Consider the following 25,832-nt stretch of genomic DNA (forward strand, 5'->3'; position numbering starts at 1 on the left):
TCAGATCTCGAAGCTGATCATTTTTTTCATGATGAGGGCACCGATGGTCATCCAGATCAGCCCCCCGATTCCCGCGATGATCAGACGCTGTTCGAAGAAGAAGCCCGCGAGATAGTCGGGATTCATCGACCAGACGACGCCGAACACGAAGAAGGGCAGGGCGCCGACGATATAGGCCGATGCCTTGGCTTCCGACGACATGGCGCGGATTTTCAGCTTCATCTGCGCGCGCTTGCGCAACACTTCGGACAGGTTGGCCAGCGTTTCGGCCAGGTTGCCGCCCGTCTCGCGCTGGATCGCGATGGTGATGCAGAAAAACTGGAATTCGGGCGTTCCGATCATCTCGGCGGTTTCCTGGAGCGCGGCTTCCATCGTGTTGCCGATACGAATCCGCTCGATCACACCCTTGAACTCCTCGCCGACCGGGCCCGGCAATTCCTGGCTGACGACCTGAAAGGTCTCGGTGACGGGAAGGCCCGATTTCAGGCCGCGAACGAGCAGATCGATCGCGTCGGGAAAGCGGGTGTTGAACTTTTGGACGCGCTTCGCGATGACCTTGCCGACATAGGCGTGGGGCAGGCCGATGCCGACCAGCAGCCCTGCCATCACGGCGAGCAGGAAGGGAGTCCGCAGAACGAGCAATCCGCCGGTCGCGACGACGAAGAGGCCCATGCACCAGAATATATATTGGGTGAGGTTCCAGCCCTTGCCCGCGCGGCGCAACCGCTTTTCCATCAGGTCGCGGCGCGGCACCAGGTCGGAGAGGCTGCTCCCGCCCCGGCCGCCGACCGCCTGAATCGTCTTGCGCATTTGCGCCGCGACGACCGCTTCGGTCGACGCGGCGTGTCGGTCGCGCACCGATGCGAGCCGGCGGCTTTTCGCCTTGCCGGCCGACGGCCCCGCAAAGGCGAGAACCAGCATGGCAAGCGCCACGATGGCGGCGGCGACGGTCAGGATCATTGGCAGGTTCATAATGGCCTTTTGTCCGTTTCCTGCTTGGAAAGCCGCCACGGCCGGGATGCCCCGGCCGCTGCGGCGTCCTTATTTCGCGCTTTTCTTCGCGACCAGCGTGCCGAGGCCGCCGAGCTTGCCGAGCAGTGAGCCGCCACCCGGTTTCGCCTTGCCGGCGATGGCCGCTTCCTCGCTGCTTTCGTCGGCGCCGTCGATGATGACGCGCATCAGGCTGGTCCAGGCCTGGGCGCCCTTGGTGCCCTTGCAGATTTCGGCATAGGATTTGCCGAGCTTCGCGGCCTGGCTGACCAGCTTGGGATCGAACGGAATCGTGATGTCGATCGGACGTTCGATCGACGATTCGAATTCCTTGCGCGACAGTTCGCCGATGGCATTCTGGAACTTGTTCGCGACCAGCACCACGCGGGCGCCCGGCACATGCTGCTTGAACCAGGAAAGCAGGCGGATGGTATCGCGCGCCGAGGCGAGTGTCACGTCGCTGACGAGCAGGATCGTGCCCGCTTCCTGCACCAGATGCGGGAAGGGGATCAGGACGTGGCGCGGAATATCGACGATCGTCATTTCGAACGCGCCGCGCAATTCCTCTTCGAGCTGGAAGAAGGCCGAGCCGTCGGTCATCACCGGCTGATGGATCGGGGCCTCGGCCGACAGCAGGCTGAGCTTGTCGGAGGCGCGCACCATCGCGCGTTCGATGAACAGGCCGTCGATGCGGCTGGGGTTGTCGATGGCGTCGATCAGCCCGCGGCCGGGCTCGAGGTCGAGCGTCAGCGCGCCGGTTCCGAAATGCACGTCGAGGTCGAGCAGCGCCGTCTGCCGGCTGCCCTGTTCGCTCATCACCCAGGCCAGCGACGTCGAAACCAGCGACGCGCCGACCCCGCCGCGCACGCCGACCACCGCCGTCATATGGTGCGGCTTGTCGTCGTGCATGTCGGCATGTTTCGGCGCCGACAGCATCGCCTGCGCCATGGTGAAGCTCTCACGCACCTGGTCGAGCGACAGCGGCTTGAGCAGATAATCCTGAATGCCGCTCGACAGGAGGTCGCGGTATAGGCGAACGTCGTTCACCTGGCCCGCCGCGATCACGACCGTGCCCGGCTCGCAGACTTCGGCGAGCGCGTTGATGTCGTTGATCGGGTCACCCGATTCGGACATATCGACGAACAGGATGTTCGGGCTCGCCGACACCGAAAGCGACTGGACCGCGTTGCGCAGCCCGCCCTTGTTGCATTTCTCGATCGGCCAGCCGAGGTCGGCGGCGGCGACGCGGATCAGCTCCAGCGTATCGTCGTCGCAGACGAAGGCGTTGAACGGATCACGCAGCCCGGCTGCTTTGAAAGGAGCGTTCACTGAGCGCCTCCGCTGTTGCTCGTTGACGTGGCCTTGAGTTCGCCGGCCCCCGTCTGGGGTTTTTCCCGATAGGTCTTGATCGCGCGTGTCGCCGCGTTGGGATCGTTGACCGTGGCCCGGTTGCCCTTGATCAAGTCATTGGGGTCGGCGACCATCGCCGCAAGATTGCTGTTCGTCGCGCAGCCGTAATTGGACGAGGTCGCGTTGGTCGGATTGATCGACGATTTGCTCGACCAGTCCGGGCAGCCCGGCACATGTGCCGACGCGCGCGTCACGATGACGCGGACATAGCCCGGCGGCACCGCGCCGGTCGTCACCGGAACGTCGGGGCTCAGCAACAGGCCGCGGCGTTCGACCATCGCGCGGATGGTCGCCTGTGCTTCGCCCGCGCCATACACCGACGGATCCTCGATCGAGACGCGATCGCCGTAGCGGATGCCCATCGCGTCGAGCCATCCCTGGAGGCGGCCCTGTTCGCTCGGCACCAGATCACCGCTACCGACGGCGACGTCGAACTGGTGGATGGTGTTGCGGACCACCGGCTGGTGGACCGATTCCAGGCTGTGGTTGCTGTTTGCGGCCCCGGTGCAGCCCGTCAGCGACGTTGCCAGTGCCAGGGCGGCGGTCCAAGTTGCGATTTTGCTCATCACTCTGCTCCCCAAAACCAGCGTCACTTCTTGTTCAGGCTGAAACCGGGCGCGACATCGCCGCCGCCGCGCGGGCGATCCGCGTCGCCGACCGCCGTATCGAGCGACGGCTTCGGCCGGTCGCCACCGGTCACCCCGTCGCTCGTCTGATTGAGCAGCAGGCGCTGAAGATCGTTGGCATCCTGATAGGCGTCGGTCGGCAGCTTGATTTCATTCGCCGACACCGGCTGAACCAGATAGGGCGTCACGACGATGACGAGTTCGGTCTCGCCGCGCTTGAAGCTGTCCGATTTGAACAGCGTGCCGAGGATCGGCACGTCGCCGAGACCGGGAATCTTGTCAATCGCGCCGATCGAACGATTGTTCATCAGGCCGGCGATCATGAAGCTTTCGCCTGAACCCAATTCGACCGTCGTTTCGGTACGGCGGATGGTGAGGGCCGGGATCTGGAAGCCCTGCATCTCGATCGCGCCTTCGGTCGACAGTTCCGACACTTCGGGGCGAACACGCAGGCTGATGCGACCGTTCGACAGCACCGTCGGCGTATAGGCGAGGCTGACGCCATATTTGCGATATTCGATCGTCGTGCCGGCGAAATTGCCGGGGATCGGGATCGGAAATTCGCCGCCAGCGAGGAAGTCGGCGGTCTCACCCGACATCGCGGTGAGGTTCGGCTGCGCCAGCGTCGCGACCAGGCCCGAACGCTCGCCGAGATCGAGCGAGGCGATCAGGTCCAGCCCGAACAGACGGCCGGCGCCGGCCAAGCTGTTGGTTCCGGCCGGGGTGCTGAACTCAACGGTCTTGGTGCCGTCGGGGTTATAGGTGATCGTGCCGGGATTGCGGCCGCGGAACACCCCGCCCAGGAAACCGCTGCTCTTGTCCCGCGTCAGGATGTTGCCGCTGATCTCCTTGACGAGCGAGCGGTTCACTTCGGCGATGCGGACCTGCAAATTGACCTGCAGCGGCGTCGCCGTGCGCAGGCGCGACAGCACCTTGGTCTGTTCGCCGACAAACGCCTGGACCAGCCGTTCGGCCTCTGCAGCATCGTCGGGCGATGCGACCGTGCCGGTGAGCAGCACGAAGCCGTTCATCGTGTTCGACGTGATCTTTGCGTCGGGCATCGCCAGTGTCAGCATCTGGTCGATCGTCTCGATATTGTTGCCGACGCGGGCAACGGTCGAATAGACCACCCGGCCGCTGGCGTCGGTCGCATAGATGCTCGTCTCGCCCGGCGCCTTGCCGAAAACGTAAAGCTGGCGGCCCGAACGGACCTGAACATCGGCAACCTTGTCGTCGGCGACGAACACGTCGGTCATCGGCGCCGACAGGCTGACCAGGCGACCACGCCCGACCGAGAGGTCGACGCTGCTGCTGGCATTCTGCGTCGCCTGGGCCGAAGCCTGCTGCGCCGGGGCGGAGATCAGGGTCGCCGCGACCAGGCCGATCGCCAGGGTGCGGGCGAGCGCGGCCGCCTTGAAACGGGTTTTGCTGGTCATCTTACTTACCCCCAACCGGAACTTCGGTCATCTTGTCGCCGCGCGTCACGCGGACCACCGGACCCCTGGGTGCCGCGGGGGCGCCCATGGTCACGGGCGATCCGCCGCCACTGAAGGATTGCTGCTGCGGCTGCTGGCGCGGGGCCGACACGCGGCCGCTTACCGGAACCCAGAAGCGCGAGACGTCGCCGCCCGTGGTGGCCGAGCTCTTGTTCGCGGTCGGCCGTGCGGCGGCCTCGGCGAGCATCTTCTTTTCGGCGGCGGTGCCGCCACCGGCCGGAACATTGACTTCGCCCGACGCGATCGCGGCTTCCAGGTCGCCGCTGTTTTCGGCGAGGGGACGGAGCGCGAGCGACAGCTTGCCCATATTCTGCGCGACGGCGATCTTCTCCGCGATGTCGGGCGTCGCCTCGAGCGTCACCGAGCCGAAGGTGCGGACCGGCGTCTTGCCGGTTTCATCCTCGGCATCGTAGCGCTGGTCGGTCGCCAGGACGCGAACGTTGCGGACGATCGTCTCGGCCGTATAGAGTTCGTCGTCGGGATAGGCGCTGCCTTCCTTGATCTTGAGCTCCTGCGCCAGAACCACGTCGACGCGGTCGCCCGGAAAGACGAAGCCGGCGACGCCCTGTTCCTGCGAAACCTTGACCGTCACCGCGCGCATGCCCGGCCCAAGCGCCGCGGCGAGGAAGCCGCGATCATCGGGATGGACGAGCGCGCCCTGCGTCAGCGGCTGCCCCGCGGTGATCGGATAGCGCACGACGGTGCCGACCAGAGTCTGGACGTCGGTCTTTTCCTTCAGGAAATAGGCCTTTTCGACCAGTTCCTTCGGCCAGGGCTGAAAGCGGAAGCTGTCGGGGCCGATGATCGTGCCGGCCGGCAGCTGCCGGGTCGCGACAAGGATCATGGGTCCGTTGATTTCCGGCGCAGCCGCCGCGCGTGCCGTCGGCGTCGACGCGCCGCGCATCATCTGATTGACCCCGAACGCAGCCCCGATCGCAATGACCAGCGCGCCGACGATCAGCATAATCTTTCGTGTATCCACGATTTTCGCCTCCTACGCCGAACCAGAGATGGTGGCGCTTGCCCTCAACTCGATGCGATAGACTGAAAGTGGTTAAGATATTGTTGGTGAAGCGCCCAAAGACCGGCGATCGCGATCGCCACGCCGTAAGGAACCTCTATTGCCTTGTCCGAAGGCCTTATTTTCGACTGGATCAGCATGACGGCCGACAGGATGCCCCCGCCGATCGCCATGATGGTCAGCATCGGAGCGAACAGCGGCAGCGGAATCCACAGCATCACCGCGCCGATCATCTTCACGTCGCCGCCGCCCATCGCGCCGATCGCGAACAGTCCGGCGAAAAGCAGGAAGACGGCGAACGCGGCCACCAACTGAAGCGGAATATCGGGCCATATCGCCCATCCCGCGGCGATCCAGAAGGGGATGGCGAGCAACGCCATCGCCGCATTCAGGCCGTTCGAGATGGTGCGCGAGCGTAGGTCGCTGACCGCCGCGGCGATCATCAGCATGCCGAGAAGAGCCATCAGGCATAGGGAGACGAGGCCGCTTTGCATCGGTTTTTCCCTACACATCATGGCTTACCAAAGAGTAACCATGTCATCCGCACGGGTTGCATTCCGGCGCACAGCCGATATGCGGCGGCGATGACCGATGCGCTGCCCTCCTCGACCGACGTGCTGATCGTCGGCGCGGGCATCGCCGGTGCCAGCCTCGCCGCCGCGCTGGCGCCCTATCGCCGGATATTGATGATCGAGGCGGAGGATGTTCCCGGCTATCATGCGACCGGCCGTTCGGCGGCCTTCTGGCAGGAAACCTATGGCGGACCCGGCATCCAGCCGCTGTCGATCGCGTCGTTCGATGACTTGCAGAATCCCCCAAGCGAATTTTCGGCGCGCGGTTTTCTGTCGCCGCGGACTGCCGTCAACCTCGCGCGCCGCGGGGATGCGGCTGCGGTCGATGCGTTCGTTGCGGGCTTTGCGGCCGGCGGCGTGCCGATGGAACGGATGTCCGCGACCGGGATTGCACGCCTCGTTCCCGGAATCCGCCCCGAATGGAGCGAGGCAGCCTTCGAGGCGTCTTGCAGCGATATCGACGTCGGCGGGCTTCACGCCGCCTATCTGCGCGCGGCGAAGCGCGCGGGCGCAGGGCTCGCGACGCGAGCGCGGCTCGATAGCGCACGCCGCACGGATGCAGGGTGGGAGGTTCGTCTGGGGGACGAAACCGTCCGTGCGAACCTGATCGTCAATGCCGCCGGAGCCTGGGCCGACCGGGTCGCCGAAGCCTGCGGCGCCGCGCCGCTGGGCATCCAGCCTTATCGGCGAACCGTCATCCAGCTTCGGCTTGATTATCCGGTGCCCGCCAGTCTGCCGCTGGTGATCGACATCGGTGGCGCTTTCTATTTCAAGGGCGAAAGCGGAGGGCGGGTCTGGCTCAGCCCGCACGACGAGACGCCGTCGCCGCCCTGCGACGCGGCGCCCGAGGAACTGGACGTCGCGCTCGCGATCGAACGGCTGCGGCAGGTCGTCGACTGGCCGGTCGCGGCGGTCGAGCGGAAATGGGCGGGACTGCGCAGCTTTGCGCCCGACCGCCTGCCTGTCTTCGGCGCCGATGCGTGCGTTCCCGGCTTCGTCTGGTGCGCGGGGCAGGGCGGGTTCGGGATCCAGACCTCGCCGGCGATCTCCGCGCTGCTCGCGGCAGAGCTCGGCGCCCCCGCGCCGGAGGGTGCGATAGGGCGTGTCGACCCGGCGCCCTATGCCCCATCGCGGCTCGCCTGAGCCGCATCTAGCCGCTTGCGCGGTGAGATCGGTGGATTACCATGGGCTTAGCCGCGTCACCCCCGTCGCGGCCTGACCTGTGGAGGATGGCATGGCCCATTATTTCGAAATCAAGAAGAACAAGAAGGGCGAATTTGTCGCCTATTTCAAATATAATAGCGAACCCATCTTCTGGACCGAAGGCTACACCAGCAAGGCTTCGGCGAAAAATGCCATCGAGTCGATCCTCAAGAACGGGCCGGGCGCGGAAGTCCGCGAAGCCGAATAATAGCGAGGGCGCGGGCGTTCAGCGCGCCCGCGCCACTTCCAGCGCGGCGTCGCTCGCCAGCTTGTCGGCCAGTTCATTGTCGCCATGCCCGGCGTGGCCCTTGACCCACAGCCACTCGATGTCGTGCCGCGCTGCCTCGGCGACCAGCCGCTGCCACAGATCGGCGTTGGCGACCGGCTTCTTCGCCGCGGTCTTCCAGCCGTTGCGCTGCCAGCCGTGCACCCATTTGGTGATGCCGTCGCGGACATAGATGCTGTCGGTCGACAGTTCGACATGGCAGCGCCGCTTGAGCGCGGCGAGCGCTTCGATCGCGGCCATCAATTCCATGCGGTTGTTCGTCGTGTCGCGCTCGCCGCCCGCCAGCGTCTTGACCACATCGCCCCAACGCAGCACCGCGCCCCAGCCCCCCGGGCCGGGATTGCCCTTGCACGCGCCGTCGGTGGCGACGATCACCGTCTTGCCGGTCGTCATGCGGCGGTGAACAGGCTGGCGGCATCGCCCGCCTGATAACGGCGCAAGCGATTGAGAAAGGGCACCGGATCCTTGCGCGTGACAAGCGCGTCGGCCGGGGTGTGTACCCAGTCGTGCGCGCGCGTGAGCAGGAAGCGCAAAGATGCGCCGCGCGCGAGCAGCGGCAGCGCGGCGATTTCCGCTTCGCTCAGCGCGACCTCGCGTGCATAGCCACGCATCAGCGCCCGCGCGCGGACGGGATCGCAATGGCTGCCGTCGTCGGAAAAGGTCCATGATGCATGGGTGACCGCAAGGTCATAGGCGCGAAAGTCGCTTGCCGCGAAATAGAAGTCGATGAGCCCCGTCACCGTCTCGCCGAGCATCAGCACATTGTCGGGGAAGAGGTCGGCGTGGATGACGTGCGCGGGAAGCTCCCCGGGCCAGTTCGCGTCGAGGAAGGCGAGCTCCGCCTCGACGATATCCTGCAGTCCAGAAATCACCGCGTCGAGATCGCCGGTCGCATCGGCGATCGCACGCCAGTGGCGGTGGCCCATGCTGTTTTCGCGCCCACCCGGAAAATCGGCGGCGGCGCGGTGTATCGCGCCGAGCGCCGCGCCGACCGCCGTGCACTGATCCGGCGTCGGGTGGCTCGGCGATATGCCCGACAGAAACTGGATGATGCAGGCGGCGCGGCCAGCGATTTCCTGGATCGCGATGCCTTCGCGGTCGTGGATCATCGCCGGAACCGGGCAATCGCGGCTCGCGAGATGATCGAGCAGATCGACGAAGAAGGGCAGGTCATCCACCCGCACCCGCTTTTCATAGAGCGTCAGGATGAACTGGCCGCCGCTGGTTTCGAGCAGGTAGTTGCTGTTCTCGACCCCTTCGGCGATGCCCTTGCACGACCGGACGGTGCCGATATCGTAGCGGGAAACAAGGGTCGCGAGGTCGTCGGGATCGACGTGCGTATAGACTGCCATCAGTCGGCCACCGGCTCGAGCCCGCGCGGGAGTTTGAAGACCATGTTTTCTTCGGCGGTTACCACGACATCCTCCACAATCGGGCGGTGCGCGGCGACGGCGTCGATGACTTCGCGGACCAGCGTTTCGGGGGCGCTGGCGCCCGCGGTGATGCCGAGCGTGGCGATGTCCGTCAGCCAGGCCGGATCGATATCGCTGCCGCGCTGGACGAGATGCGCCGGGGTGCCCAGCCGCTCGGCGACCTCGACGAGGCGCAGGCTGTTCGAGCTGTTGGGGGCGCCGATCACGATCATCCGGTCGCAGCGGCGGGCGATCGCCTTCACCGCGTCCTGGCGGTTCGAGGTCGCATAGCAGATATCCTCGCCGCGCGGCCCGGCGATCGACGGGAAACGATGCTGGAGCGCCGCGACGATGTCGCGCGTGTCGTCGACCGACAGCGTCGTCTGGGTCAGGAAGGACAGCATGTCGGGATCGGGCGGCGCCAGCGCGGCGACATCGTCGACCGATTCGACCAGGGTCATCGCACCCTCGGGCAATTGGCCGAGCGTTCCGATCACCTCGGGATGGCCGGCGTGGCCGATGAAGATGATGTGGCGGCCGCTTTCGTTCGCGCGTTCGGCCTGGCGATGAACCTTCGAGACCAGCGGGCAGGTCGCGTCGATATAGTCGAGCCCGCGCGCCTCGGCCTTCGCGGGCACGGCCTTGGGCACGCCGTGGGCGCTGAATACCACCGGAACGCCGTCGGGAACCTGATCGAGCGATTCGACGAAAATCGCGCCCTTGGCCTTCAGCGATTCCACGACATAGCGATTGTGGACGATTTCGTGGCGGACATAGACCGGGGCGCCGAAGCGGATCAGCGCCAGTTCGACGATGCGGATCGCCCGGTCCACACCGGCGCAAAAGCCGCGCGGCGCCGCGATCAGGACCGCGAGTTCGGCGCTTTCCTGCGCGATCGGTTGGGGAGCGTTCATGGTGCGCGCGCTCTAGCCTAGCTCGGTATATGCGGTAAAGCAGGTTCGTCCGTGTTGCGCCTCGTTCATCGCGCCGATAAGAAGCGGCGCGCATGGAGCGTCGGACAGCCGGTTCGTCGGACCTGCCTCGAGATTTGGAAAGCCCGGTTTCTATGATGTTCATCTCCTCCTCGTCCCGCAAACTCGTCGCCGTGCTGTGCGGGGGCGCGGCCCTGGCGACGATCGCCGGCTGCGCGAAGGACAATGACATCGACGTTTCGGCGGGCGGCGCGGGCATCACCGCGACGCGCAGCGCTTGCCCGGCGGTCGCCGTTCCCGCCTATACGGGTGACATCACCCTGTTCGACCCGGCGACCAGCCGCGACGCGCGGGCGATCGACGTCGTCGCGACGATCACCCACGTCACGCCGCAATGCAATGATCAGGCCGAAAAAGTCTATCAGCTCGCCGATTTCGACGTCGTGGCGACGCGCCGCGACGCGGGACCCGCGCGAACGGTGACCTTGCCCTATTTCTCGACGGTGGTGCAGGGCGGTACCGCGGTCATCGCCAAGCGTGTCGGCCAGGTCACGGTGAGCTTTGCCGAAGGCCAGGTGCGCGGTACAGGGCACGGCCAGGCCGCCGCCTATGTCGATCGCGCTGCGGCGACGCTGCCCGCCGATATCCAGGAACGTATCACGCGCCGCCGCAAGGCCGGCGAAGAGGATGCCGCGATCGATCCGCTGAGCATCCCCGAAGTTCGCACCGCGGTGCAACGCGCGAGCTTCGAACTGCTCGTCGGCTTTCAGCTCACGCAGGATCAGCTCGAATATAACGTCCGACGATAAGGTTCGCGGCGGCGCACCAGCGCCGTTCGCTTTCGCTCATGCCCTGCCGCGCCGACGCGAGGCAGGGCTTTTCGCGTGCCCAAAGCTGCGTTAGGGCGCGCGCGACCGTTTTTTCGCTTCAAGATAGGCCTCGCCGTGACCCTGTTCAGCCGCTTTTCCGCCCATATCGACGCCGCGCTCGATGCGCTGGTCGCGCGCGATGCGCTTCCCGCCGGACTCGACCGGAGCGCGATCAGCGTCGAGCCGCCGCGCGATCCGTCGCACGGCGACGTCGCGACCAACGCCGCGATGGTGCTCGCCAAGCCCGCGGGGACCAATCCGCGCGTGCTCGCCGAACAGCTTGTCGCCGAACTCGGCGCGCTCGATGAAGTGACCGAAGCGAGCGTCGCCGGGCCCGGCTTCATCAACCTGCGCCTTGCCGACGACAGCTGGCGGAGCGAGCTCGCGCTGATCCATGCCGAGGGCGGCGATTACGGCCGCTCGGCGATGGGCGAGGGGCGGCGGGTCAATGTCGAATATGTCTCGGCCAACCCGACCGGGCCGATGCACGTCGGCCATTGCCGCGGCGCGGTCGTCGGCGATGCGCTCGCGGCCTTGCTCGAATATGCGGGGCATCGGGTCACCCGCGAATATTATGTCAACGACGCCGGCGCGCAGGTCGACGTGCTCGCGCGCTCGGTCCACATGCGCTACCGCGAGGCGCTGGGCGAAGACGTCGGCGCGATCCCCGAGGGGCTCTATCCCGGAGATTATCTGAAGCCCGTCGCCGCGAAGCTCGCCGCCGAATATGGCGACCGCTATGTCGGAGCGCCCGAGAGCGCGTGGCTCAGTCTGTTCCGTGCCGAGGCGGTCAGCGCGATGATGGACATGATCCGCGCCGACCTCGCCAAGCTTGGCATCCATCACGACCTCTTTTCCTCCGAAGCCGAGCTTCAGGCGGAAGGCAAACCCGCTGCGGCCGAGAAATGGCTGCGCGACCATGATCTGGTCTATGACGGACAGCTCGAAGCCCCGAAGGGCGAAACCCCCGAGGATTGGGAACCGGTCGAACTGCCGCTGTTCCGCTCGACGCAGTTTGGCGACGATCAGGACCGGCCGATCAAGAAATCCGACGGAAGCTGGACCTATTTCGGCGCCGATCTTGCCTATCATTTCCAGAAGAGCCAGGATGCCGACGAACTGATCGACATCTGGGGCGCCGACCATGCGGGGACGGTCAAGCGGATCAGGGCAGCGGTCGCCGCGCTGACCGGCGGCAAGACGCGTTTCGACGTCAAGCTGGTGCAGATGGTCCGGCTGCTCAAGAATGGTGAGCCGTTCAAAATGTCGAAGCGCGCGGGCAATTTCGTCACTCTCGCCGACATCGTCGACGAGGTCGGCAAGGATGCGGTGCGCTTCACCATGCTGACGCGCAAGGCCGATGCGCAGATGGATTTCGACTTTGCCAAGGTTGTCGAGGCGTCGCGCGACAATCCGGTCTTCTATGTCCAATACGCCCATGCGCGGATCGCGTCGCTGAAGCGCAAGCTCGCCGAGGCGGGCGTTGCGGCGGCGACGCCGAACCCGGCGCGGCTCGACGACTATGAGCTCGGCCTCGTCAAGCTGCTCGCGCAATTCCCGCGTATCGTCGAGGCGGCGGCATCGGCGCGCGAGCCGCACCGTATCGCCTTCTACCTCGGCGATCTCGCCGCGGCGTTCCATGCCTGGTGGAACATGGGTAACGACCGGCCCGAAGCGCGTGTCATTTTGGCAAACGACCCCGAACTGACCGCGACGCGGCTTTATTTGGCCGACGGAATCGGGCAGGTTATCCGAAACGGGCTCCACCTGATGGGAGTGGAAGCCCTTGAGGAGATGAGCTGATGGCCGAGGGTAAGGGCGAAACCGCAGAGGAAACGGGCGGCGAGGGACTGGGCCTCGAAGGCGAGGATCGCCTGCCCTGGCTCGAAGCCGCCGACGGCTATGAAGAAGATGGCGAGGTGTCCCCGGTCCGCCTGCTGGTGATGGTGCTCGGCGGGTTGCTGCTGATCGGTGCCGTGCTTGGCGCCCTGTGGTGGCTCCAGAACGGCGGCGCGCGCGGGCAGGGCGAACTGATCGCGGCACAGAAGGGCGATTACAAGATCGCGCCGAAGACCGACGGCGCCAAGACCTTCGAGGGTGAGGGCGATGCGAGCTTCGCCGCGACCGAGGGTGCGGTTCCGGCGGGCAAGGTCGATCCGACGCGGATGCCCGAGGAGCCCGCGGTGACCCCGGCGGAGCGCGAAGCCGCGGCCCGGGCCGAAAAGGCGAAGGCCGACAGCGAAAAGGCGGCCGCGGCAAAGGCCGAGGCGGCGCGCATCGCCGCCGCCGACAAGGGCAAGCCGGGGCCCGCCGCCATGTCGGTCAAGACCGGCGACGCAGCGGCGGCCGACAAGGCGCAGACGGGCGGTTCGGCGACGATCCAGCTCGGCGCGTTCAGCAGCGAGGCCGCGGCGGCGAAGGCGTGGACCAATTTGTCGAAGCGCTTCCCCTATCTGGCCGACCTCGGCAAATTGGTGTCGCCAGCAACGGCGGGGGGCAAGACCGTCTACCGGCTACGCGCCTCGGCGGGAAGCGCCGCCAACGCCGCGTCGCTTTGCGGAAAATTGCGCGTCGCGGGTGAAAATTGCGTCGTCGTCCGCTGATTCGGCCCGCTTGGCCGCAGAGGACATTGGTTCGTTCCCCCCGCCGTGCCATGTTGAGGCTAAGGGGGCGCCGGCCGATGGAGGTTGACGCACGATGATACCCGCGATTTTCGGGCTTTCGGGCCTGACCCTGACCGATGACGAGCGCGCTTTCTTTCGCGACAGCGATCCCGCTGGCTATATCCTGTTCGGTCGCAATATCGCGAACCGCGAGCAGCTTCGGCGCCTGACCGATGATCTGCGCGGGCTCGATGGACGCGCCAACCTGCCGATCCTGATCGATCAGGAGGGCGGCCGCGTCGCGCGGATGAAGGCGCCCGAATGGCCCGATTTTCCGAGCGGCGCGGCGTTCGACGCGCTTTACGAGCGCGCCCCGGCCAGCGCGATCGAGGCGGCGCGGCTCAATGCGATGGCGCTTGCGGTGATGCTTGCCGAGGTCGGGATCACCGTCGATTGCCTGCCGTTGCTCGACGTGCGTCAGCCGGGGGCAAGCGATGTGATCGGCGACCGTGCGCTCGGCAGCGAGCCGATGCGCGTTGCGGCGCTGGGCCGCGCGATCCTCAGCGGGCTTCAGGCCGGCGGCGTCGTCGGCGTCGTCAAGCATATCCCCGGCCACGGCCGCGCGATGCTCGACACGCACGAAGCGCTGCCGACCGTCACCGCGTCCGACCATGATCTGCAGAGCGATCTCGCGCCCTTTGCGGCGCTGCGCGATGCGGCGATGGCGATGACCTGCCACGTTATCTTCGACGCCTGGGATCGGGATCGGCCCGCGACGCTGTCGCCGACCGTGATCGACGGCATCATCCGCCAGCGCGTCGGTTTTCACGGTCTGTTGATGACCGACGACCTCGATATGAAGGCCCTGTCGGGCACTGTCCCGTCGCGCGCCGCCGATGCGGTCGCCGCCGGGTGCGACATCGCGCTCAATTGCTGGGCGAAGATGGACGACATGATCGGCATCGCGCAGGCGCTCGATCCGATCAGTACGCTTTCGCGCGCGCGGCTCGAAGGGGCCATGGACCGCATTTCGGGCGCGCATGACTCGCGGCAGTTCGCGGTGCTCATCGACCAGCGCGACGCGCTGCTGGCGCTCGCCTGATGGAGGAGCTGCCGCTCGCCTTTGAACTGGCACCGGCGGCAGCGACCGAGCGCGAGGATGCGCTGCAACTCAACCTCGATAGCTGGGAGGGGCCGCTCGACCTGTTGCTGACGCTCGCGCGCGGGCAGAAGGTCGACCTTCGGCAGATTTCGATCCTCCAGCTCGTCGAACAATATCTCGCCTTCATCGCCGAGATGCGCGCGAAGCTGGAGGTCGCGGCCGATTATCTGGTGATGGCGGCGTGGCTCGCCTATCTGAAATCGGCGCTGCTGCTGCCCAAGGACCCGCTGGAGGAGCCGTCGCCCGACGAGCTGGCGTTGCGGCTGCAATTGCGGCTCCAGCGCCTCGCCGCGATGCGCGAGGCGGCGGCGCGGCTGCTCGCGCGCGATCGCATCGGCCGCGACGTCTTTCTGCGCGCGAAGCCGGAAGGGCTGCACGACGTCAGGGTGCGGCGCTGGGATGCGAGCCTTTACGACCTGCTGGCGGCCTATGGTCAGGTCAAGCTGCGCACCGAGCCCGTCGTCCACATGGTTGCGCGGCGCCCGGTGATCACGCTCGACGCGGCGCTCCAGCATCTCGAACGGATGATCGGGCTCAAGGTCGACTGGGCCGAACTGTCCGATTTCCTGCCGTCCGACTATCAGGGGCCGCTGCGCCGCTCGGCGATCGCGTCGAGCTTCGTCGCCGCGCTTGAGCTGGCGCGGCAGGGGCGCGTCGACCTCAAGCAGGCGGGGGCATTCGAACCCCTTTATCTGAAGGCAGCCCCCATAGGACAACAACCGGCATGATCGATGATCTGGAACGCGCGATAGAAGCGATGCTGTTCGCGAGCGACGAGCCGCTCGATGCGCGGCAGGTCGCGGGACGTCTGGGCGATGAGATGACGCCGGGCGAGGTTCGGACGATCATCGTGCGGATCGCCGAGCGTCATAAGGGCAGCGGCATCGAACTGGTCGAGCGCGGCGGGCATTGGCATTTCCAGACCCCCGCCGACCTTGCCCATCTGCTGCGCCGTGAGCGCGACGATCCGCGCAAATTGTCGCGCGCGGCGGCCGAGGTGCTGGCGATCGTCGCCTATCATGAGCCCGTCAGCCGCGCGGAGATCGAGGCGATCCGCGGCGTCCAGACCTCGAAGGGGACGCTCGACGTGCTGATGGAGGCCGAATGGATCGCGCCTGCCGGACGGCGCGAGGTGCCGGGGCGGCCGCTGATCTACAAGACCACCGATGCCTTTTTGCAGCATTTCGGGCTCGCGAGCCGCAAGGATCTGCCGGGAATCGAGGATTTGCGTGCTGCGGGCCTGCTCGACCCGGTCGACCTCGCTTTCGAGGAAGCGATGGGCGAGCTGGACCTAGTAAAAGACGGCGAGGACGCCTAGATAGCGGCCTCAAGGAGATTGGAAGATGGGTAGCTTCAGCATCTGGCACTGGCTCGTGGTCGGGATTCTCGTCCTGCTGCTGTTCGGCAAGGGTCGCTTTTCCGACATGATGGGCGACGTCGCCAAGGGCATCAAGAGCTTCAAAAAGGGCATGGCCGACGACGACGCGCCGCCGCCGCCCGCTCCGCGCCAGATCGACGGCCAGCGCTCGCCCGAAGCGACCCCAACGCCGACGGCTGAAACCGAAATCCGCTAACCGCGCAATTTCGCCTGCGGGGGAAGCTCTAGTTCATGTTCGACGTCGCGCCGACCGAGTTGCTGCTCGTCATCGTGGTGGCCCTGGTCGTCATCGGCCCCAAGGATCTGCCAAAGGCGATGCGTTTTGTCGGCAAATGGGTCGGCAAGGCGCGCGGCATGGCGCGCCATTTCCGCGCCGGGCTCGACACGATGATGCGTGAGGCCGAGCTCGAGGAGCTCGAAAAGCAGTGGCGCGAGCAGAATGACGCAATCATGCGCGAATTTCCGCGCATCGACGATGTCGCCGCCGGAACCCCACCGATCCTGCCCGCCGAAGCGCCGGCCGAAACGTCCGGATCTGAAGAGGCGGAAGTAGCCAAGCCCGAGACGCACGATGTGCCGCCGCCGGGCGGGCCGCTGCCATGACCGTCGAAGCGCCCGTCGAAACCCCCGTCACCGCCGATGAGGATGGCGCCGGCGGCAAGATGCCGTTGCTCGACCATCTGATCGAGCTGCGCTCGCGTCTGCTGAAGTCGCTGCTCGCGGTCGGCCTGGCCTTTGGGGTGTGTCTTTACTACGCGCGGCCGATTTTCGGCATCCTCGTCCATCCGCTGGTCGTGGCGGGGCAGGGGAAGCTCATCTATACCCAGTTGTTCGAGGCGTTTTTCGTCGAGATCAAGGTCGCGCTGTTCGCGGCGACGATGATCGCCTTTCCGGTGATCGCGAACCAGCTCTGGAAATTCGTGGCGCCGGGCCTTTACCGCAAGGAAAAGCGGGCGCTGCTGCCGTTCCTGTTCGCGACGCCGGTATTGTTCGCGATCGGTGCCTGCTTCGCCTATTTCGTCACCATCCCGATCGCGCTCAAATTCCTGCTCGGATATCAGGGGAATGTCGGCGGCGTGACGCAGGAAGCGCTGCCTTCGGTCGGCAATTATCTGAGCTTCGTGATGCAGTTCATCCTGGCGTTCGGCATCGCTTTCCTGCTGCCGATCCTGCTGATGCTGATCGAGCGGGCGGGGCTGGTGACGCGCGCGCAGCTGATTTCGGCGCGGCGCTACATGATCGTTGCCGCCTTTGCGGTCGCGGCGGTGTTCACGCCGCCCGATATTCTCAGCCAGTTGCTGCTCGCGATCCCGCTCGTCTTTCTCTACGAACTCTCGATCTTCGCGATCTGGTTCACGGGGCGCAAACGCAAGACAGGCGCCGAAGCGGCGCCTGTCGAGCCTCTCGAAGAGGCCTAGGGGTAAGTCAGCACCGCGCCGATCAGTGAATGGCGTCGTCGCCGGCCTGTCCGACCGACTCGATATCGCGGCCGACGCCTTTCACCGTGTTGCAGCCAGCGACCAGAAAGCTGGCTAGCAGGGTGAGAAGGATTACACGGACACTCGTCATTGGATCACCTCTTGCGGGTCATGTCTTGAGCGCAAAATGGCCCGGCACGCGTTCGAGGGGGGGGAGGGAATGCGGGCCGGGCCAATGTTGCTGAGCAGCGCTGCGGGGGGGGCGATGCCGCTGCTCGAAAAGGAAACGACCGGCGCGGCGAATAAGTTCCCGAAAAAAATTGCAGCGATAAAAATTTTTTTGCGATTCTTTTGAATCGCTTGGATTCCAGCGCTTTGATCAGTTCATCGCGGTCAGGCCGCTGAGCACCGCGAGCCCGAGGAACGAGAAAAAGCCCATGATGTCGGTCAGCGTCGTCACGAAAACCGCCGACGAGACGGCGGGATCGACGTCGAACCGGTCGAGCGTCACCGGCACCAATATGCCGGCGAGCCCCGCAACCAGATTGTTGATCAGCATCGCCGAGGCGATGACGACGCCGAGCAGCGGGTTGCCGAAGATCAGCGCGGTGCCGGTGCCGATCAGCACGCCGAGCGACAAGCCGTTCACCGTCGCGATGCGGAGCTCGCGGAAAATCATGCGCAACGTGTTCGACGCGGTGAGCTGATTGGTCGCGATCGCGCGCACGGTGACCGCCAGCGTCTGCGTTCCCGCATTGCCGCCCATGCCCGAGACGATCGGCATCAGCACCGCGAGCAGCGCGAATTTGGCGATCGCACCCTCGAAGAAGCCGACCACCGACGCCGCGAGCATCGCGGTGCCGAGATTGACGACCAGCCAGCTCAACCGGGTGCGGATCGTCATCACGATCGGTTCGTTGATATCGCCGTCGCCCGCGCCCGACAGGCGCAAGATGTCCTCGCCCGCCTCTTCCTGAATGATGTGGACGACGTCGTCGACGGTGATCATGCCGACCAGACGCCCGGCCTTGTCGACGACCGCGGCCGAGATCAGCGCATATTTCTGGAAGCGCAGCGCGACCTCTTCCTGGTCCATGTCGACCGGGATCAGCGTCTGCTCGCGCTTCATCAGGTCGCTGATCGCGATGGTGCGCGGCGCGCGCAGGATCCAGCTCAACTGGCAGGTGCCGACCGGGCGGTGCATCGGATCGACGACGAAGATTTCCCAGAAATCGGTGGCAAGATCGACATCCTCGCGGAGGCGGTCGATCACGTCGCCGACGGTTACATGCTCGGGCACCGCGACATATTCGCGCTGCATCAGACGCCCGGCGGTCTCCTCGGGATAGGAGAGGGCGTCCTCGATCGCGGCGCGATCCTCGGGCTCCATCGCCTGAAGGACGGCCTGCTGCTCGTCCTCCTCCATGTCCTCGATGATCGCGACGGCATCGTCGGTATCGAGTTCGGATGCGATTTCGGCCACTTGCTCCGGCGCGAGCAGGTCGATCAGCCGTTCGCGCACATGGTCGTTCATTTCCGCGAGCACGTCGGGCGAAACCATATCGCCGAGCACGTGCGCGAGGAGCGGGCGATCCTCGTCGGAAACGAGCTCGAACAGGTCGGCGATGTCGGCGGGGTGGAGACGGCCGACGCGTTCGCGCGCCGCCTCAACCTCGCCCGCTCCGGCGAGGTCGATAACGTCGCGAACGAAGGCGGGTTTCAGCCGGTCATCCTCGTCGAGTTCGGTTTCGGCTTCGCGCGGGGCTGGATCGCGGTCGATCTCGCGATCGTCGGTGATGGTCACGTCGTCGGGGGGCAGGGATTCTTCGCGTTTGTCCATCGCGCGGTCCTCCCTGGAATATGCGGCGTGTGATGTGGCTTCCGGCCTTCCCCTAGTCCCGCCGCCGCATGATGGCAACGCCGCCGCGACGCTTTTTGCGCAATTAGGGCGTGGCTTTGCCGCGCGGCGCGGCTATGGCGCTCGCATATCCATCATGCCTTTCCCAAGGCTTTCCAACCAGGAGTTCCTCATGTCCGACCAGACGCTCACCCTTTCGCTGTCGACCGGCGACGTCGTCATCCGCCTGCGCCCCGATCTTGCGCCGCAGCATGTCGAGCGCATCACGACGCTCGCCAAGGAAGGCTTTTACGACGGCGTCGTCTTTCATCGCGTGATCCCGGGTTTCATGGCGCAGGGCGGCGACCCGACGGGCACCGGCATGGGGGGCAGCAAGCTTCCCGACCTGCCGCAGGAGTTCAACGCCGAGCCGCACGTCCGCGGCGTCTGCTCGATGGCCCGCGCGCAGAACCCGAACAGCGCGAACAGCCAGTTCTTCATCTGCTTCGAGGACGCGCGCTTCCTCGACAATCAATATACCGTCTGGGGCGAAGTGATCGAAGGCATGGAAAATGTCGACGCGCTGCCCAAGGGCGAGCCGCCGCGCGAGCCGGGGAAGATCGTCAAGGCGACGGTGGCGTAAACAAAAATAGCCGTGCTCCCGCGAAGGCGGGAGCCCATCTCCGGCCGGTTCCATCTTGCACCGACCGGAGATGGGTCCCCGCCTTCGCGGGGACACGCAAATATTTTATGAAGCCGGCTGGGATCATTCCCCCACGAACCCGTTCAGCCGTTCGCAGGCGCTGATCCAGTCTTCCTTGAACGCCTGCACGACCTGCCCGGCGCCCATCGCCTCGTTCATCAGCCCCACACCCTGGCCGACCCAGTAAGTCGCGAGCGCCTTGGCGCCTTCGTGGCCGCCCTCGGACAATTTGTCGACCTTGCGCAGCGCCGGTTCGCTGACCAGCGATTGCAGCGGCATGGGGAGCGGTTTGGGCGCGCCCTCGGCTTCCCAGGCGTCGGTCCACGGCGAGCGGAGCTGGCGCGAGGGTTTGCCGGTGCGGCTCTTCGACCGCACGGTGTCGCGCGCCGAGGCGGCGAGCATCTTTTCCTTCACGACCGGGTTGGTCTCCGCCTCGGCCGTGGTCAGCCAGACCGATCCGGTCCAGGCGCCGTGTGCGCCCATCGCCATCGCCGCCGCCATCTGGCGCCCGGTGACGATGCCGCCCGCGGCGAGGATCGGCGTTGTCGCGCCGACCGCCTCGACCGCCGCCGCGACTTCGGGCACCAGCACCATCGTAGCGACCTCGCCGCAATGACCGCCGGCCTCGCCGCCCGCGACGACAAGGATATCGACCCCCGCGCGGACCTGTGCCAGCGCATGGTCGCGCGTGCCGACGAGCGCGGCGACGGGCACCTTGTGGCGCTTGCCGAGTTCGAGCATCAGCGGCGGCGGCACGCCGAGCGCGTTGGCGATCAGCGCGATCGGATGGCGGAAGGCGACTTCGAGCAGCCTCGCCGCGCCGTCCTCATGCATATTGTCGCCGAAGCTCTGCCGCGTCTCCATCGCCTCTTCGAGCCCCGCCGCATCGACGTCGAACTTGCCGAGCAGGTCGGCGGCGAAGCGCAGGTGCGATTCGGGAACCTTGGCGGCGTTGGACGTCGGCGCCTCGCCCTTGCCGGCGAAGCTGTTGGGGACGATCAGGTCGACGCCATAGGGGCGGCCGCCGATATGCGCGTCGATCCAAGCCAGTTCCTCCTCGAGCCGTTCGGGCGGCAGCGCGGCGGCGCCGAACACGCCCATGCCCCCCGCCTTCGACACCGCGACGACGACGTCGCGGCAGTGCGAGAAAGCGAGCAGCGGAAATTCGATGCCGAGCATGGCGCAGATGGGGGATTGCATGGGGTCTCTCCATTTCCTTATTTGCCGCCATGTCAGCGCCAGTTGACGTAAACGTCAAGTTGATTTGCGTGGGAAGCCCTCTATCGCTCGCCCTATGAGCGATTTTTCCCTTTCCGGTTTCGACCTAGACGCCTTTGTCCGCAACACCTTGGCCGAGGATCTGGGGTCGGGCGGCGACATCACCTCGATGGCGACCATCCCCGCCGACGCGCGTTTTTCGGGGGTGATGGACAGCCGCGACGCGATCACCGTCGCGGGCCTGCCGATCGCCGAAGCCTTTTTCCGTGCGCTCGATCCCGCGATGGAGATCGACATATTGGTCGCCGAGGGCGAACGGGTGGCGGCGGGAAGCGACCTGATGCGGCTGTCGGGCAACGCCCGCGCGATGCTGACCGCCGAGCGGTCGGCGTTGAACACGGTGCAGCATCTGTCGGGAATCGCGACGATGACGCGGGGCTATGTCGATGCGCTCGGCGGCACCGCGACTCTGCTCGACACGCGCAAGACGATCCCCGGCCTGCGGGTGCTGGAAAAATATGCGACGCGGATGGGCGGCGCGACCAATCATCGCATGGGGCTGTGGGACGCGGCGATGATCAAGGACAATCATGTCGCGGTCGCCGGATCGGTCGAGGAAGCGGTGCGCCGCGCGGTCGCGGCGGGGATCGAAAACATCATCGTCGAGGTCGACCGCGTCGACCAGGTCGAACCCGCGCTGAAGGCCGGGGCGACGCATCTGCTGCTCGACAATATGGGGCCGGATGCCCTGCGCGAGGCAGTTGCGATCGTCGGCGGCCGCGTGCCGACCGAGGCATCGGGAGGCGTGCGGCTCGACACCATCGGCGCGATCGGGGCGACGGGGGTGACTTATGTGTCGGTGGGGCGGCTGACGCAGTCGGCGCCGGCGGCCGACATCGGGCTCGATTTTGCGCTGGCTTGATATTGCGCTGGCGCTGCTGCTTGCGCCCTCTGCCGCGCAGGCCCAATCGCCCGCTTGCGTCGCGCCCGATCGCGTTCCCGTCCCGCGCCTCGAACAGCCGCGGCGCGGCGAGCCGGTACGCAAGGCGCCGGTCGCGGGCTATCTGCTGAGCATGAGCTGGTCGCCGCAGCGCTGCGCGGGGGTGCGCAATCCGAAGGATGCGCGCGACCGCTTCCAATGTTCGGGGGAGAATGGCCGCTTCGGCTGGGTGCTGCACGGACTATGGCCCGAGGCCGCCGATGCCGGCTATCCGCAATGGTGCCGGCCGGCGAAGATCGTGCCGCAGCCGGTGCTGAAGAAGCATATGTGCATGACGCCATCGGCGCAGCTCCTGCAGCACGAATGGGCGAAGCACGGTACCTGCATGAGCCCGAATCCCGCCGCTTATTTCCGCGCCGCCGAGATCCTGTTTCGCGCGGTGCGCTTTCCCGACATGAAGCGGCTGGGGGCGGCGCCGCAGACCGCGGGCAGCGTCCGGCGCGCCTTCGCAGCGGTCAATCCGGGGGTGAAGGAGACGATGATCGCGGTTGCGGCCGGCCGCGACGGCTGGCTCGACGAAGTGCGCCTCTGCCTTGGTCCGCGGATGAAGCCGCAGCAATGCCGGCCGTTCCAGAAGGGGCTGGCCGATCGCCGCAGCGTGCGCGTGCGGCCGATGCCGCGCGATTAAGCAAATCGGGAATCGTCGTCCCGCGCCGGGACAGGGACGGCGTTAACGATTTTTTAACCTTATCGACTCGTTAAGCACGCCCTAGCTTCGGGGCATGGACTCGGGCCGACAGATCGACATTCGCGAACGGCTGCGCGCGCACGCGGCGCGGCAGGCGACCATCGCGCGGCTGACCGCGCCAGAGGATTGGCAGGGCGAGCTGGTGCGGATGCTGCGGACGCAGCGGCCGCTTCCGTCGCCCTGGTCGCGCGACGGCGATTTGCGGCTGTTTCTGGAAAGTTTCGCGATCTTCTTCGTCGCGACGATGATGTTCCTGATTTAATCGCAGGCCTTATGTAGCTTCCACGCGAGGAAGGCCGATACCAGGCACATCGCCGCGACCATCAGCAGCGTGTCGTCGATCGTCAGCCCGAGGCCGATCAGCACGCTGAGCAGCAGCGTCGCCGCGACCATGAAGCCCGAATTGACGATATTATTCGCGGCGACGGTGCGCGCGGTCTGCGACTTGGCGACGGTGGTGGTCAGGAACGCATAGAGCGGAACGACGAACATGCCCCCGGCGACCGCGATGCCGAACAGATCGAAGATGATGCGGTCGCCCGCGCTCAGCGACAGGAATTCGCGCCAGTCCATCAGCGTCGCATCGGCGTGGACCCAGCCCTTCACCGACCACCAGAGGTCGAGGACGAACAGACCCATCACGATCACCGATCCCGGCGAATAGCGCGCCGAGACATGGCCTTTGAGCAGCCGGTTGACGACGATCGAACCGATCGCGACGCCGATCGAGAAAATGGCGGTGAACATCGTCGCGACAGTATTGTCGCCGCCGAGCGCATTTTTGACCAGAGGCGGGAATTGCGCCGCCAATATCGCGCCGATCGCCCAGAAGAAGCTGATCGAGACGATGGCGAGGAACAGGCGCGGGATATGCATCGTGCCGCTCACGATCTGCCACGACGAGCGCAGTACATTATGGTCGATGACGAGCCCTTCGGCCTCCTTTTCCGGCGGCGCGGCGGGGACGAAGCTGGCGGTCAGGCGGCCGATGACCGCGACGACGACGATGCCGGGGATCGCGATATGCGGCGGGGTGAGGCCGCCGACGATCGTGCCGCCGAGGATGGCGATATAGGTGCCCGCCTCGACCCAGCCGGTGCCGGCGAGCACCTCGTCCTCTTCCAGATGCTGGGGCAGGATCGCATATTTGATCGGCCCGAAGAAGGTCGAGTGCATCCCCATCGAAAAGAGCGCGAGCAGCATCAGCGGGACATTGTGCAGCCAGATGCCGCTGGCGCCCACGATCATGATCCCGATTTCCGCCGACTTGATGAGGCGGATCATCCGCGTCTTGTCGGTGCTGTCGGCAAGCTGGCCCGCGAGCGCGGAAAAGAGGAAGAAGGGCAGGATGAACAGCCCGCCCGCGAGCGCGTTGAACCACGCCTCTGTTTCCGGATCCTTGTAGATGGTGAAGGTGACGAGGATCACCATCGCCATCTTGTAGAAATTGTCGTTGAAGGCGTTGAGAAACTGCGTCGCGAACAGGGGCAGGAACCGGCGTTGCTTCATCAGCGCAAAGGAACCGGTCATTGAAAATCCACTCTTGCAGCCCGACATCCGGACAACGCCCGCCCCGGATATTCCCCCCAAAGGCAATCTTGTTGTCGCCGGGGGGGCTTATCGGGTAGGGCGGATGGGGTCAAAGCCCAATTTGGAACCGATACGCCGACAGGGATCATGCTCAGCCTTCCGAATATATTGACGCTGTCGCGCATATTGGCGGTTCCCATCCTGCTGTTCCTGTTGTGGCCGGGAGTCGCCGAAGGATCGCTCCAGCCGAAGCCGATCGATTACGCCTTCGCCTTCGGCCTTTATTGCCTGATGGGCATTACCGATTATTTTGACGGCTATGTTGCGCGTTCGCGCGGGATCGTGTCGCGGCTGGGCGCCTTCCTCGACCCGATCGCCGACAAGATCATGATCGCGGCGGTGATCCTGCTCCTCGTCTTCACGCGCGATATCGCGGGCTATCACGTCATCGCCGCGCTGATGATCCTGCTGCGCGAGATCATCGTGTCGGGGCTGCGCGAATTTCTCGCGACCCTGCAGGTGTCGATGCCGGTGACCCAGCTCGCGAAGTGGAAGACGACCTTTCAGTTGATCGCCTTCGGCGCGTTGATCCTGGCGGGGGCGTTGCCGGAGATGGGGTGGATCAAGACCGTCGGCCTCGTCTCGCTGTGGGGCGCGGCGGTGCTGACGCTGATCACCGGCTGGGATTATCTGCGCGTCGGCCTCAAGCATATGGATTGAGCCGTGGCGCTGACGGTGAGCTATTTCGCCTGGGTGCGCGAGCGGATGGGAGTTTTCGAAGAGGTGATCGATCCGCCCGCCGGAGTGGCGACGATGGCCGATCTGGTCGGCTGGCTCGCGGCGCGCGATGCGCGGGGGGCGCTGGCCTTCGCCGAGCCGGCGCGCATCCGCGCGGCGCTCGACGGGACGATGGCGCTGCCCGATGCGGCCATCGGCAGTGCGCGCGAGGTCGCACTGTTTCCCCCGGTGACGGGCGGATGATCCGCGTCGCGGTCCGCGCGGACGCGATCGACGTTGCCGCCGAACTCGACCTGCACGATGCCGGGGGACACGGGGCGAGCGCGAGCTTCATTGGCCGGGTGCGCGGCGACGACGGGCTGACCGAATTGTTTCTCGACCATCATCCGGTGATGACCGAAGCGGGGCTGGCGGGGCTGGCTCATGCCGCCGCCGACCGCTGGCACCTCGCGGCGCTGACCCTGATCCACCGCGTCGGCGCGATGGCGCCCGGCGAGACGATCGTGCTGGTGCTGGCGAGCAGCCCGCACCGCGCGGAGGCGCTGGCGGCCTGCGAATATCTGATCGACCGGCTCAAGACCGACGTGATGCTGTGGAAGCGCGAGACGTTCGCCGATGGGCGGGTGCGCTGGGTCGAGCCGCGCGAGGGCGATCAGGGCCGCGCGGAGCGGTGGGACTAGCCGGCCCGGTGACAAACGAATGTCGGTTTCGGGGTGGAGAGCGGACACTCCCCACTTTCG

The 25,832-nt window shown here is 66.0% G+C and carries 31 protein-coding genes; 18 read left to right on the forward strand and 13 right to left on the reverse strand.

What is annotated here, in order from left to right:
- From ACVENA_RS07385 to ACVENA_RS07410, 6 genes are all read right to left on the reverse strand, one after another.
- Positions 1–960, reverse strand: a complete 960-nt coding sequence (locus tag ACVENA_RS07385; RefSeq protein ID WP_449328249.1) for a type II secretion system F family protein — start codon at positions 958–960, stop codon at positions 1–3.
- Positions 961–1,041: 81 nt separating this feature from the next.
- Complete coding sequence (locus tag ACVENA_RS07390) at positions 1,042–2,319, reverse strand: AAA family ATPase (protein WP_257549638.1); 1,278 nt, start codon at positions 2,317–2,319, stop codon at positions 1,042–1,044.
- Positions 2,316–2,966 carry a CpaD family pilus assembly protein gene (locus ACVENA_RS07395; RefSeq protein ID WP_257549641.1) on the reverse strand — a complete coding sequence of 217 codons (651 nt, stop codon included), beginning with the start codon at positions 2,964–2,966 and terminating at the stop codon, positions 2,316–2,318. The genes ACVENA_RS07390 and ACVENA_RS07395 overlap by 4 nt, the downstream gene beginning before the upstream one ends.
- Before the next feature lie 23 nt (positions 2,967–2,989).
- Positions 2,990–4,462: a type II and III secretion system protein family protein gene (locus ACVENA_RS07400; protein WP_449328250.1), complete on the reverse strand. Its 1,473-nt coding sequence runs from the start codon at positions 4,460–4,462 to the stop codon at positions 2,990–2,992.
- A 1-nt stretch (position 4,463) separates the two neighbouring features.
- Entirely contained in the window at positions 4,464–5,504 is a 1,041-nt protein-coding gene (cpaB, locus tag ACVENA_RS07405) for a Flp pilus assembly protein CpaB (protein WP_257549644.1), read from the reverse strand.
- 44 nt (positions 5,505–5,548) lie between these two features.
- On the reverse strand, positions 5,549–6,007 hold the full coding sequence (locus tag ACVENA_RS07410) for an A24 family peptidase (protein WP_449328251.1): 459 nt from the start codon (positions 6,005–6,007) through the stop codon (positions 5,549–5,551).
- Positions 6,008–6,127: 120 nt separating this feature from the next.
- On the opposite strand from ACVENA_RS07410, the gene ACVENA_RS07415 reads away from it, so the two are divergent.
- Both ACVENA_RS07415 and ACVENA_RS07420 read left to right on the forward strand, forming a co-directional pair.
- On the forward strand, positions 6,128–7,258 hold the full coding sequence (locus tag ACVENA_RS07415) for an NAD(P)/FAD-dependent oxidoreductase (protein WP_449328252.1): 1,131 nt from the start codon (positions 6,128–6,130) through the stop codon (positions 7,256–7,258).
- Positions 7,259–7,349: 91 nt separating this feature from the next.
- Positions 7,350–7,526 (forward strand): YegP family protein, encoded by a 177-nt coding sequence (locus ACVENA_RS07420; RefSeq protein WP_076074922.1) that lies wholly within the window; start codon positions 7,350–7,352, stop codon positions 7,524–7,526.
- An 18-nt stretch (positions 7,527–7,544) separates the two neighbouring features.
- Here ACVENA_RS07420 and rnhA read toward each other — a convergent pair whose 3' ends face one another.
- The 3 genes from rnhA to ispH are packed head-to-tail and all read right to left on the reverse strand — an operon-like array spanning position 7,545 to position 9,930.
- The gene (gene rnhA, locus ACVENA_RS07425) at positions 7,545–7,997 is read right to left on the reverse strand and encodes a ribonuclease HI (protein ID WP_257549657.1); all 453 of its coding nucleotides are present in this window, start codon (positions 7,995–7,997) and stop codon (positions 7,545–7,547) included.
- Positions 7,994–8,956, reverse strand: coding sequence for a homoserine kinase (thrB, locus tag ACVENA_RS07430; RefSeq protein WP_257549659.1), 963 nt, complete (start codon positions 8,954–8,956; stop codon positions 7,994–7,996). The genes rnhA and thrB overlap by 4 nt, the downstream gene beginning before the upstream one ends.
- Complete coding sequence (gene ispH, locus ACVENA_RS07435) at positions 8,956–9,930, reverse strand: 4-hydroxy-3-methylbut-2-enyl diphosphate reductase (RefSeq protein WP_257549661.1); 975 nt, start codon at positions 9,928–9,930, stop codon at positions 8,956–8,958. The genes thrB and ispH overlap by 1 nt, the downstream gene beginning before the upstream one ends.
- A 152-nt stretch (positions 9,931–10,082) precedes the next feature.
- On the opposite strand from ispH, the gene ACVENA_RS07440 reads away from it, so the two are divergent.
- From ACVENA_RS07440 to tatC, 9 genes are all read left to right on the forward strand, one after another.
- The gene (locus tag ACVENA_RS07440) at positions 10,083–10,757 is read left to right on the forward strand and encodes a hypothetical protein (protein WP_257549663.1); all 675 of its coding nucleotides are present in this window, start codon (positions 10,083–10,085) and stop codon (positions 10,755–10,757) included.
- Between the two features lie 135 nt (positions 10,758–10,892).
- Positions 10,893–12,620 (forward strand): arginine--tRNA ligase, encoded by a 1,728-nt coding sequence (argS, locus tag ACVENA_RS07445; RefSeq protein WP_449328253.1) that lies wholly within the window; start codon positions 10,893–10,895, stop codon positions 12,618–12,620.
- A complete protein-coding gene (locus ACVENA_RS07450) occupies positions 12,620–13,420 on the forward strand; it encodes an SPOR domain-containing protein (RefSeq protein WP_449328254.1) in 801 nt (266 codons plus the stop codon). Before argS ends, ACVENA_RS07450 begins: the two co-directional genes overlap by 1 nt.
- Positions 13,421–13,514: 94 nt before the next feature.
- Positions 13,515–14,522 carry a beta-N-acetylhexosaminidase gene (gene nagZ, locus ACVENA_RS07455; protein WP_449328255.1) on the forward strand — a complete coding sequence of 336 codons (1,008 nt, stop codon included), beginning with the start codon at positions 13,515–13,517 and terminating at the stop codon, positions 14,520–14,522.
- On the forward strand, positions 14,522–15,310 hold the full coding sequence (locus tag ACVENA_RS07460; RefSeq protein WP_449328256.1) for a segregation and condensation protein A: 789 nt from the start codon (positions 14,522–14,524) through the stop codon (positions 15,308–15,310). The genes nagZ and ACVENA_RS07460 overlap by 1 nt, the downstream gene beginning before the upstream one ends.
- Positions 15,307–15,900 (forward strand): SMC-Scp complex subunit ScpB, encoded by a 594-nt coding sequence (gene scpB, locus ACVENA_RS07465; RefSeq protein WP_449328257.1) that lies wholly within the window; start codon positions 15,307–15,309, stop codon positions 15,898–15,900. The genes ACVENA_RS07460 and scpB overlap by 4 nt, the downstream gene beginning before the upstream one ends.
- Positions 15,901–15,925: 25 nt before the next feature.
- Positions 15,926–16,156, forward strand: a complete 231-nt coding sequence (locus ACVENA_RS07470) for a twin-arginine translocase TatA/TatE family subunit (protein ID WP_449328258.1) — start codon at positions 15,926–15,928, stop codon at positions 16,154–16,156.
- A gap of 35 nt (positions 16,157–16,191) precedes the next feature.
- A complete protein-coding gene (gene tatB / locus ACVENA_RS07475) occupies positions 16,192–16,563 on the forward strand; it encodes a Sec-independent protein translocase protein TatB (protein ID WP_449328259.1) in 372 nt (123 codons plus the stop codon).
- Positions 16,560–17,378 (forward strand): twin-arginine translocase subunit TatC, encoded by an 819-nt coding sequence (gene tatC, locus ACVENA_RS07480; protein ID WP_449328260.1) that lies wholly within the window; start codon positions 16,560–16,562, stop codon positions 17,376–17,378. Before tatB ends, tatC begins: the two co-directional genes overlap by 4 nt.
- 22 nt (positions 17,379–17,400) lie before the next feature.
- Here tatC and ACVENA_RS07485 read toward each other — a convergent pair whose 3' ends face one another.
- Positions 17,401–17,529, reverse strand: coding sequence for an entericidin A/B family lipoprotein (locus tag ACVENA_RS07485; RefSeq protein ID WP_257549682.1), 129 nt, complete (start codon positions 17,527–17,529; stop codon positions 17,401–17,403).
- A 228-nt stretch (positions 17,530–17,757) separates the two neighbouring features.
- The gene (mgtE, locus tag ACVENA_RS07490) at positions 17,758–19,218 is read right to left on the reverse strand and encodes a magnesium transporter (protein ID WP_449328261.1); all 1,461 of its coding nucleotides are present in this window, start codon (positions 19,216–19,218) and stop codon (positions 17,758–17,760) included.
- Positions 19,219–19,408: 190 nt separating this feature from the next.
- Between mgtE and ACVENA_RS07495 the strand changes: the two genes are divergently transcribed.
- Positions 19,409–19,858 (forward strand): peptidylprolyl isomerase, encoded by a 450-nt coding sequence (locus ACVENA_RS07495; RefSeq protein WP_257549686.1) that lies wholly within the window; start codon positions 19,409–19,411, stop codon positions 19,856–19,858.
- 123 nt (positions 19,859–19,981) lie between these two features.
- Here the strand turns inward: ACVENA_RS07495 and ACVENA_RS07500 are convergent, their stop codons facing one another.
- Positions 19,982–21,118 carry an NAD(P)H-dependent flavin oxidoreductase gene (locus ACVENA_RS07500; protein WP_449328262.1) on the reverse strand — a complete coding sequence of 379 codons (1,137 nt, stop codon included), beginning with the start codon at positions 21,116–21,118 and terminating at the stop codon, positions 19,982–19,984.
- 94 nt (positions 21,119–21,212) lie between these two features.
- Between ACVENA_RS07500 and nadC the strand changes: the two genes are divergently transcribed.
- From nadC to ACVENA_RS07515, 3 genes are all read left to right on the forward strand, one after another.
- The gene (nadC, locus tag ACVENA_RS07505; protein WP_257549690.1) at positions 21,213–22,058 is read left to right on the forward strand and encodes a carboxylating nicotinate-nucleotide diphosphorylase; all 846 of its coding nucleotides are present in this window, start codon (positions 21,213–21,215) and stop codon (positions 22,056–22,058) included.
- Entirely contained in the window at positions 22,045–22,764 is a 720-nt protein-coding gene (locus ACVENA_RS07510) for a ribonuclease T2 family protein (RefSeq protein WP_449328263.1), read from the forward strand. The genes nadC and ACVENA_RS07510 overlap by 14 nt, the downstream gene beginning before the upstream one ends.
- A 94-nt stretch (positions 22,765–22,858) precedes the next feature.
- On the forward strand, positions 22,859–23,086 hold the full coding sequence (locus ACVENA_RS07515) for a hypothetical protein (RefSeq protein WP_449328264.1): 228 nt from the start codon (positions 22,859–22,861) through the stop codon (positions 23,084–23,086).
- On the opposite strand, the gene ACVENA_RS07520 is transcribed toward ACVENA_RS07515, so the two are convergent.
- A complete protein-coding gene (locus ACVENA_RS07520) occupies positions 23,083–24,354 on the reverse strand; it encodes an MFS transporter (RefSeq protein WP_449328265.1) in 1,272 nt (423 codons plus the stop codon). The two genes, ACVENA_RS07515 and ACVENA_RS07520, sit on opposite strands and share 4 nt — an antisense overlap.
- 147 nt (positions 24,355–24,501) lie before the next feature.
- On the opposite strand from ACVENA_RS07520, the gene pgsA reads away from it, so the two are divergent.
- Genes pgsA through ACVENA_RS07535 form a run of 3 tightly spaced genes read left to right on the forward strand, consistent with a single transcriptional unit; the run spans position 24,502 to position 25,772 of the window.
- Positions 24,502–25,074 (forward strand): CDP-diacylglycerol--glycerol-3-phosphate 3-phosphatidyltransferase, encoded by a 573-nt coding sequence (gene pgsA / locus ACVENA_RS07525; RefSeq protein WP_449328266.1) that lies wholly within the window; start codon positions 24,502–24,504, stop codon positions 25,072–25,074.
- Between the two features lie 3 nt (positions 25,075–25,077).
- The gene (locus ACVENA_RS07530) at positions 25,078–25,335 is read left to right on the forward strand and encodes a MoaD/ThiS family protein (protein ID WP_449328267.1); all 258 of its coding nucleotides are present in this window, start codon (positions 25,078–25,080) and stop codon (positions 25,333–25,335) included.
- Positions 25,332–25,772, forward strand: coding sequence for a molybdenum cofactor biosynthesis protein MoaE (locus tag ACVENA_RS07535; protein WP_449328268.1), 441 nt, complete (start codon positions 25,332–25,334; stop codon positions 25,770–25,772). The genes ACVENA_RS07530 and ACVENA_RS07535 overlap by 4 nt, the downstream gene beginning before the upstream one ends.
- Positions 25,773–25,832: the final 60 nt, after the last annotated feature.

This window comes from Sphingopyxis sp. 550A (genome assembly GCF_053569535.1).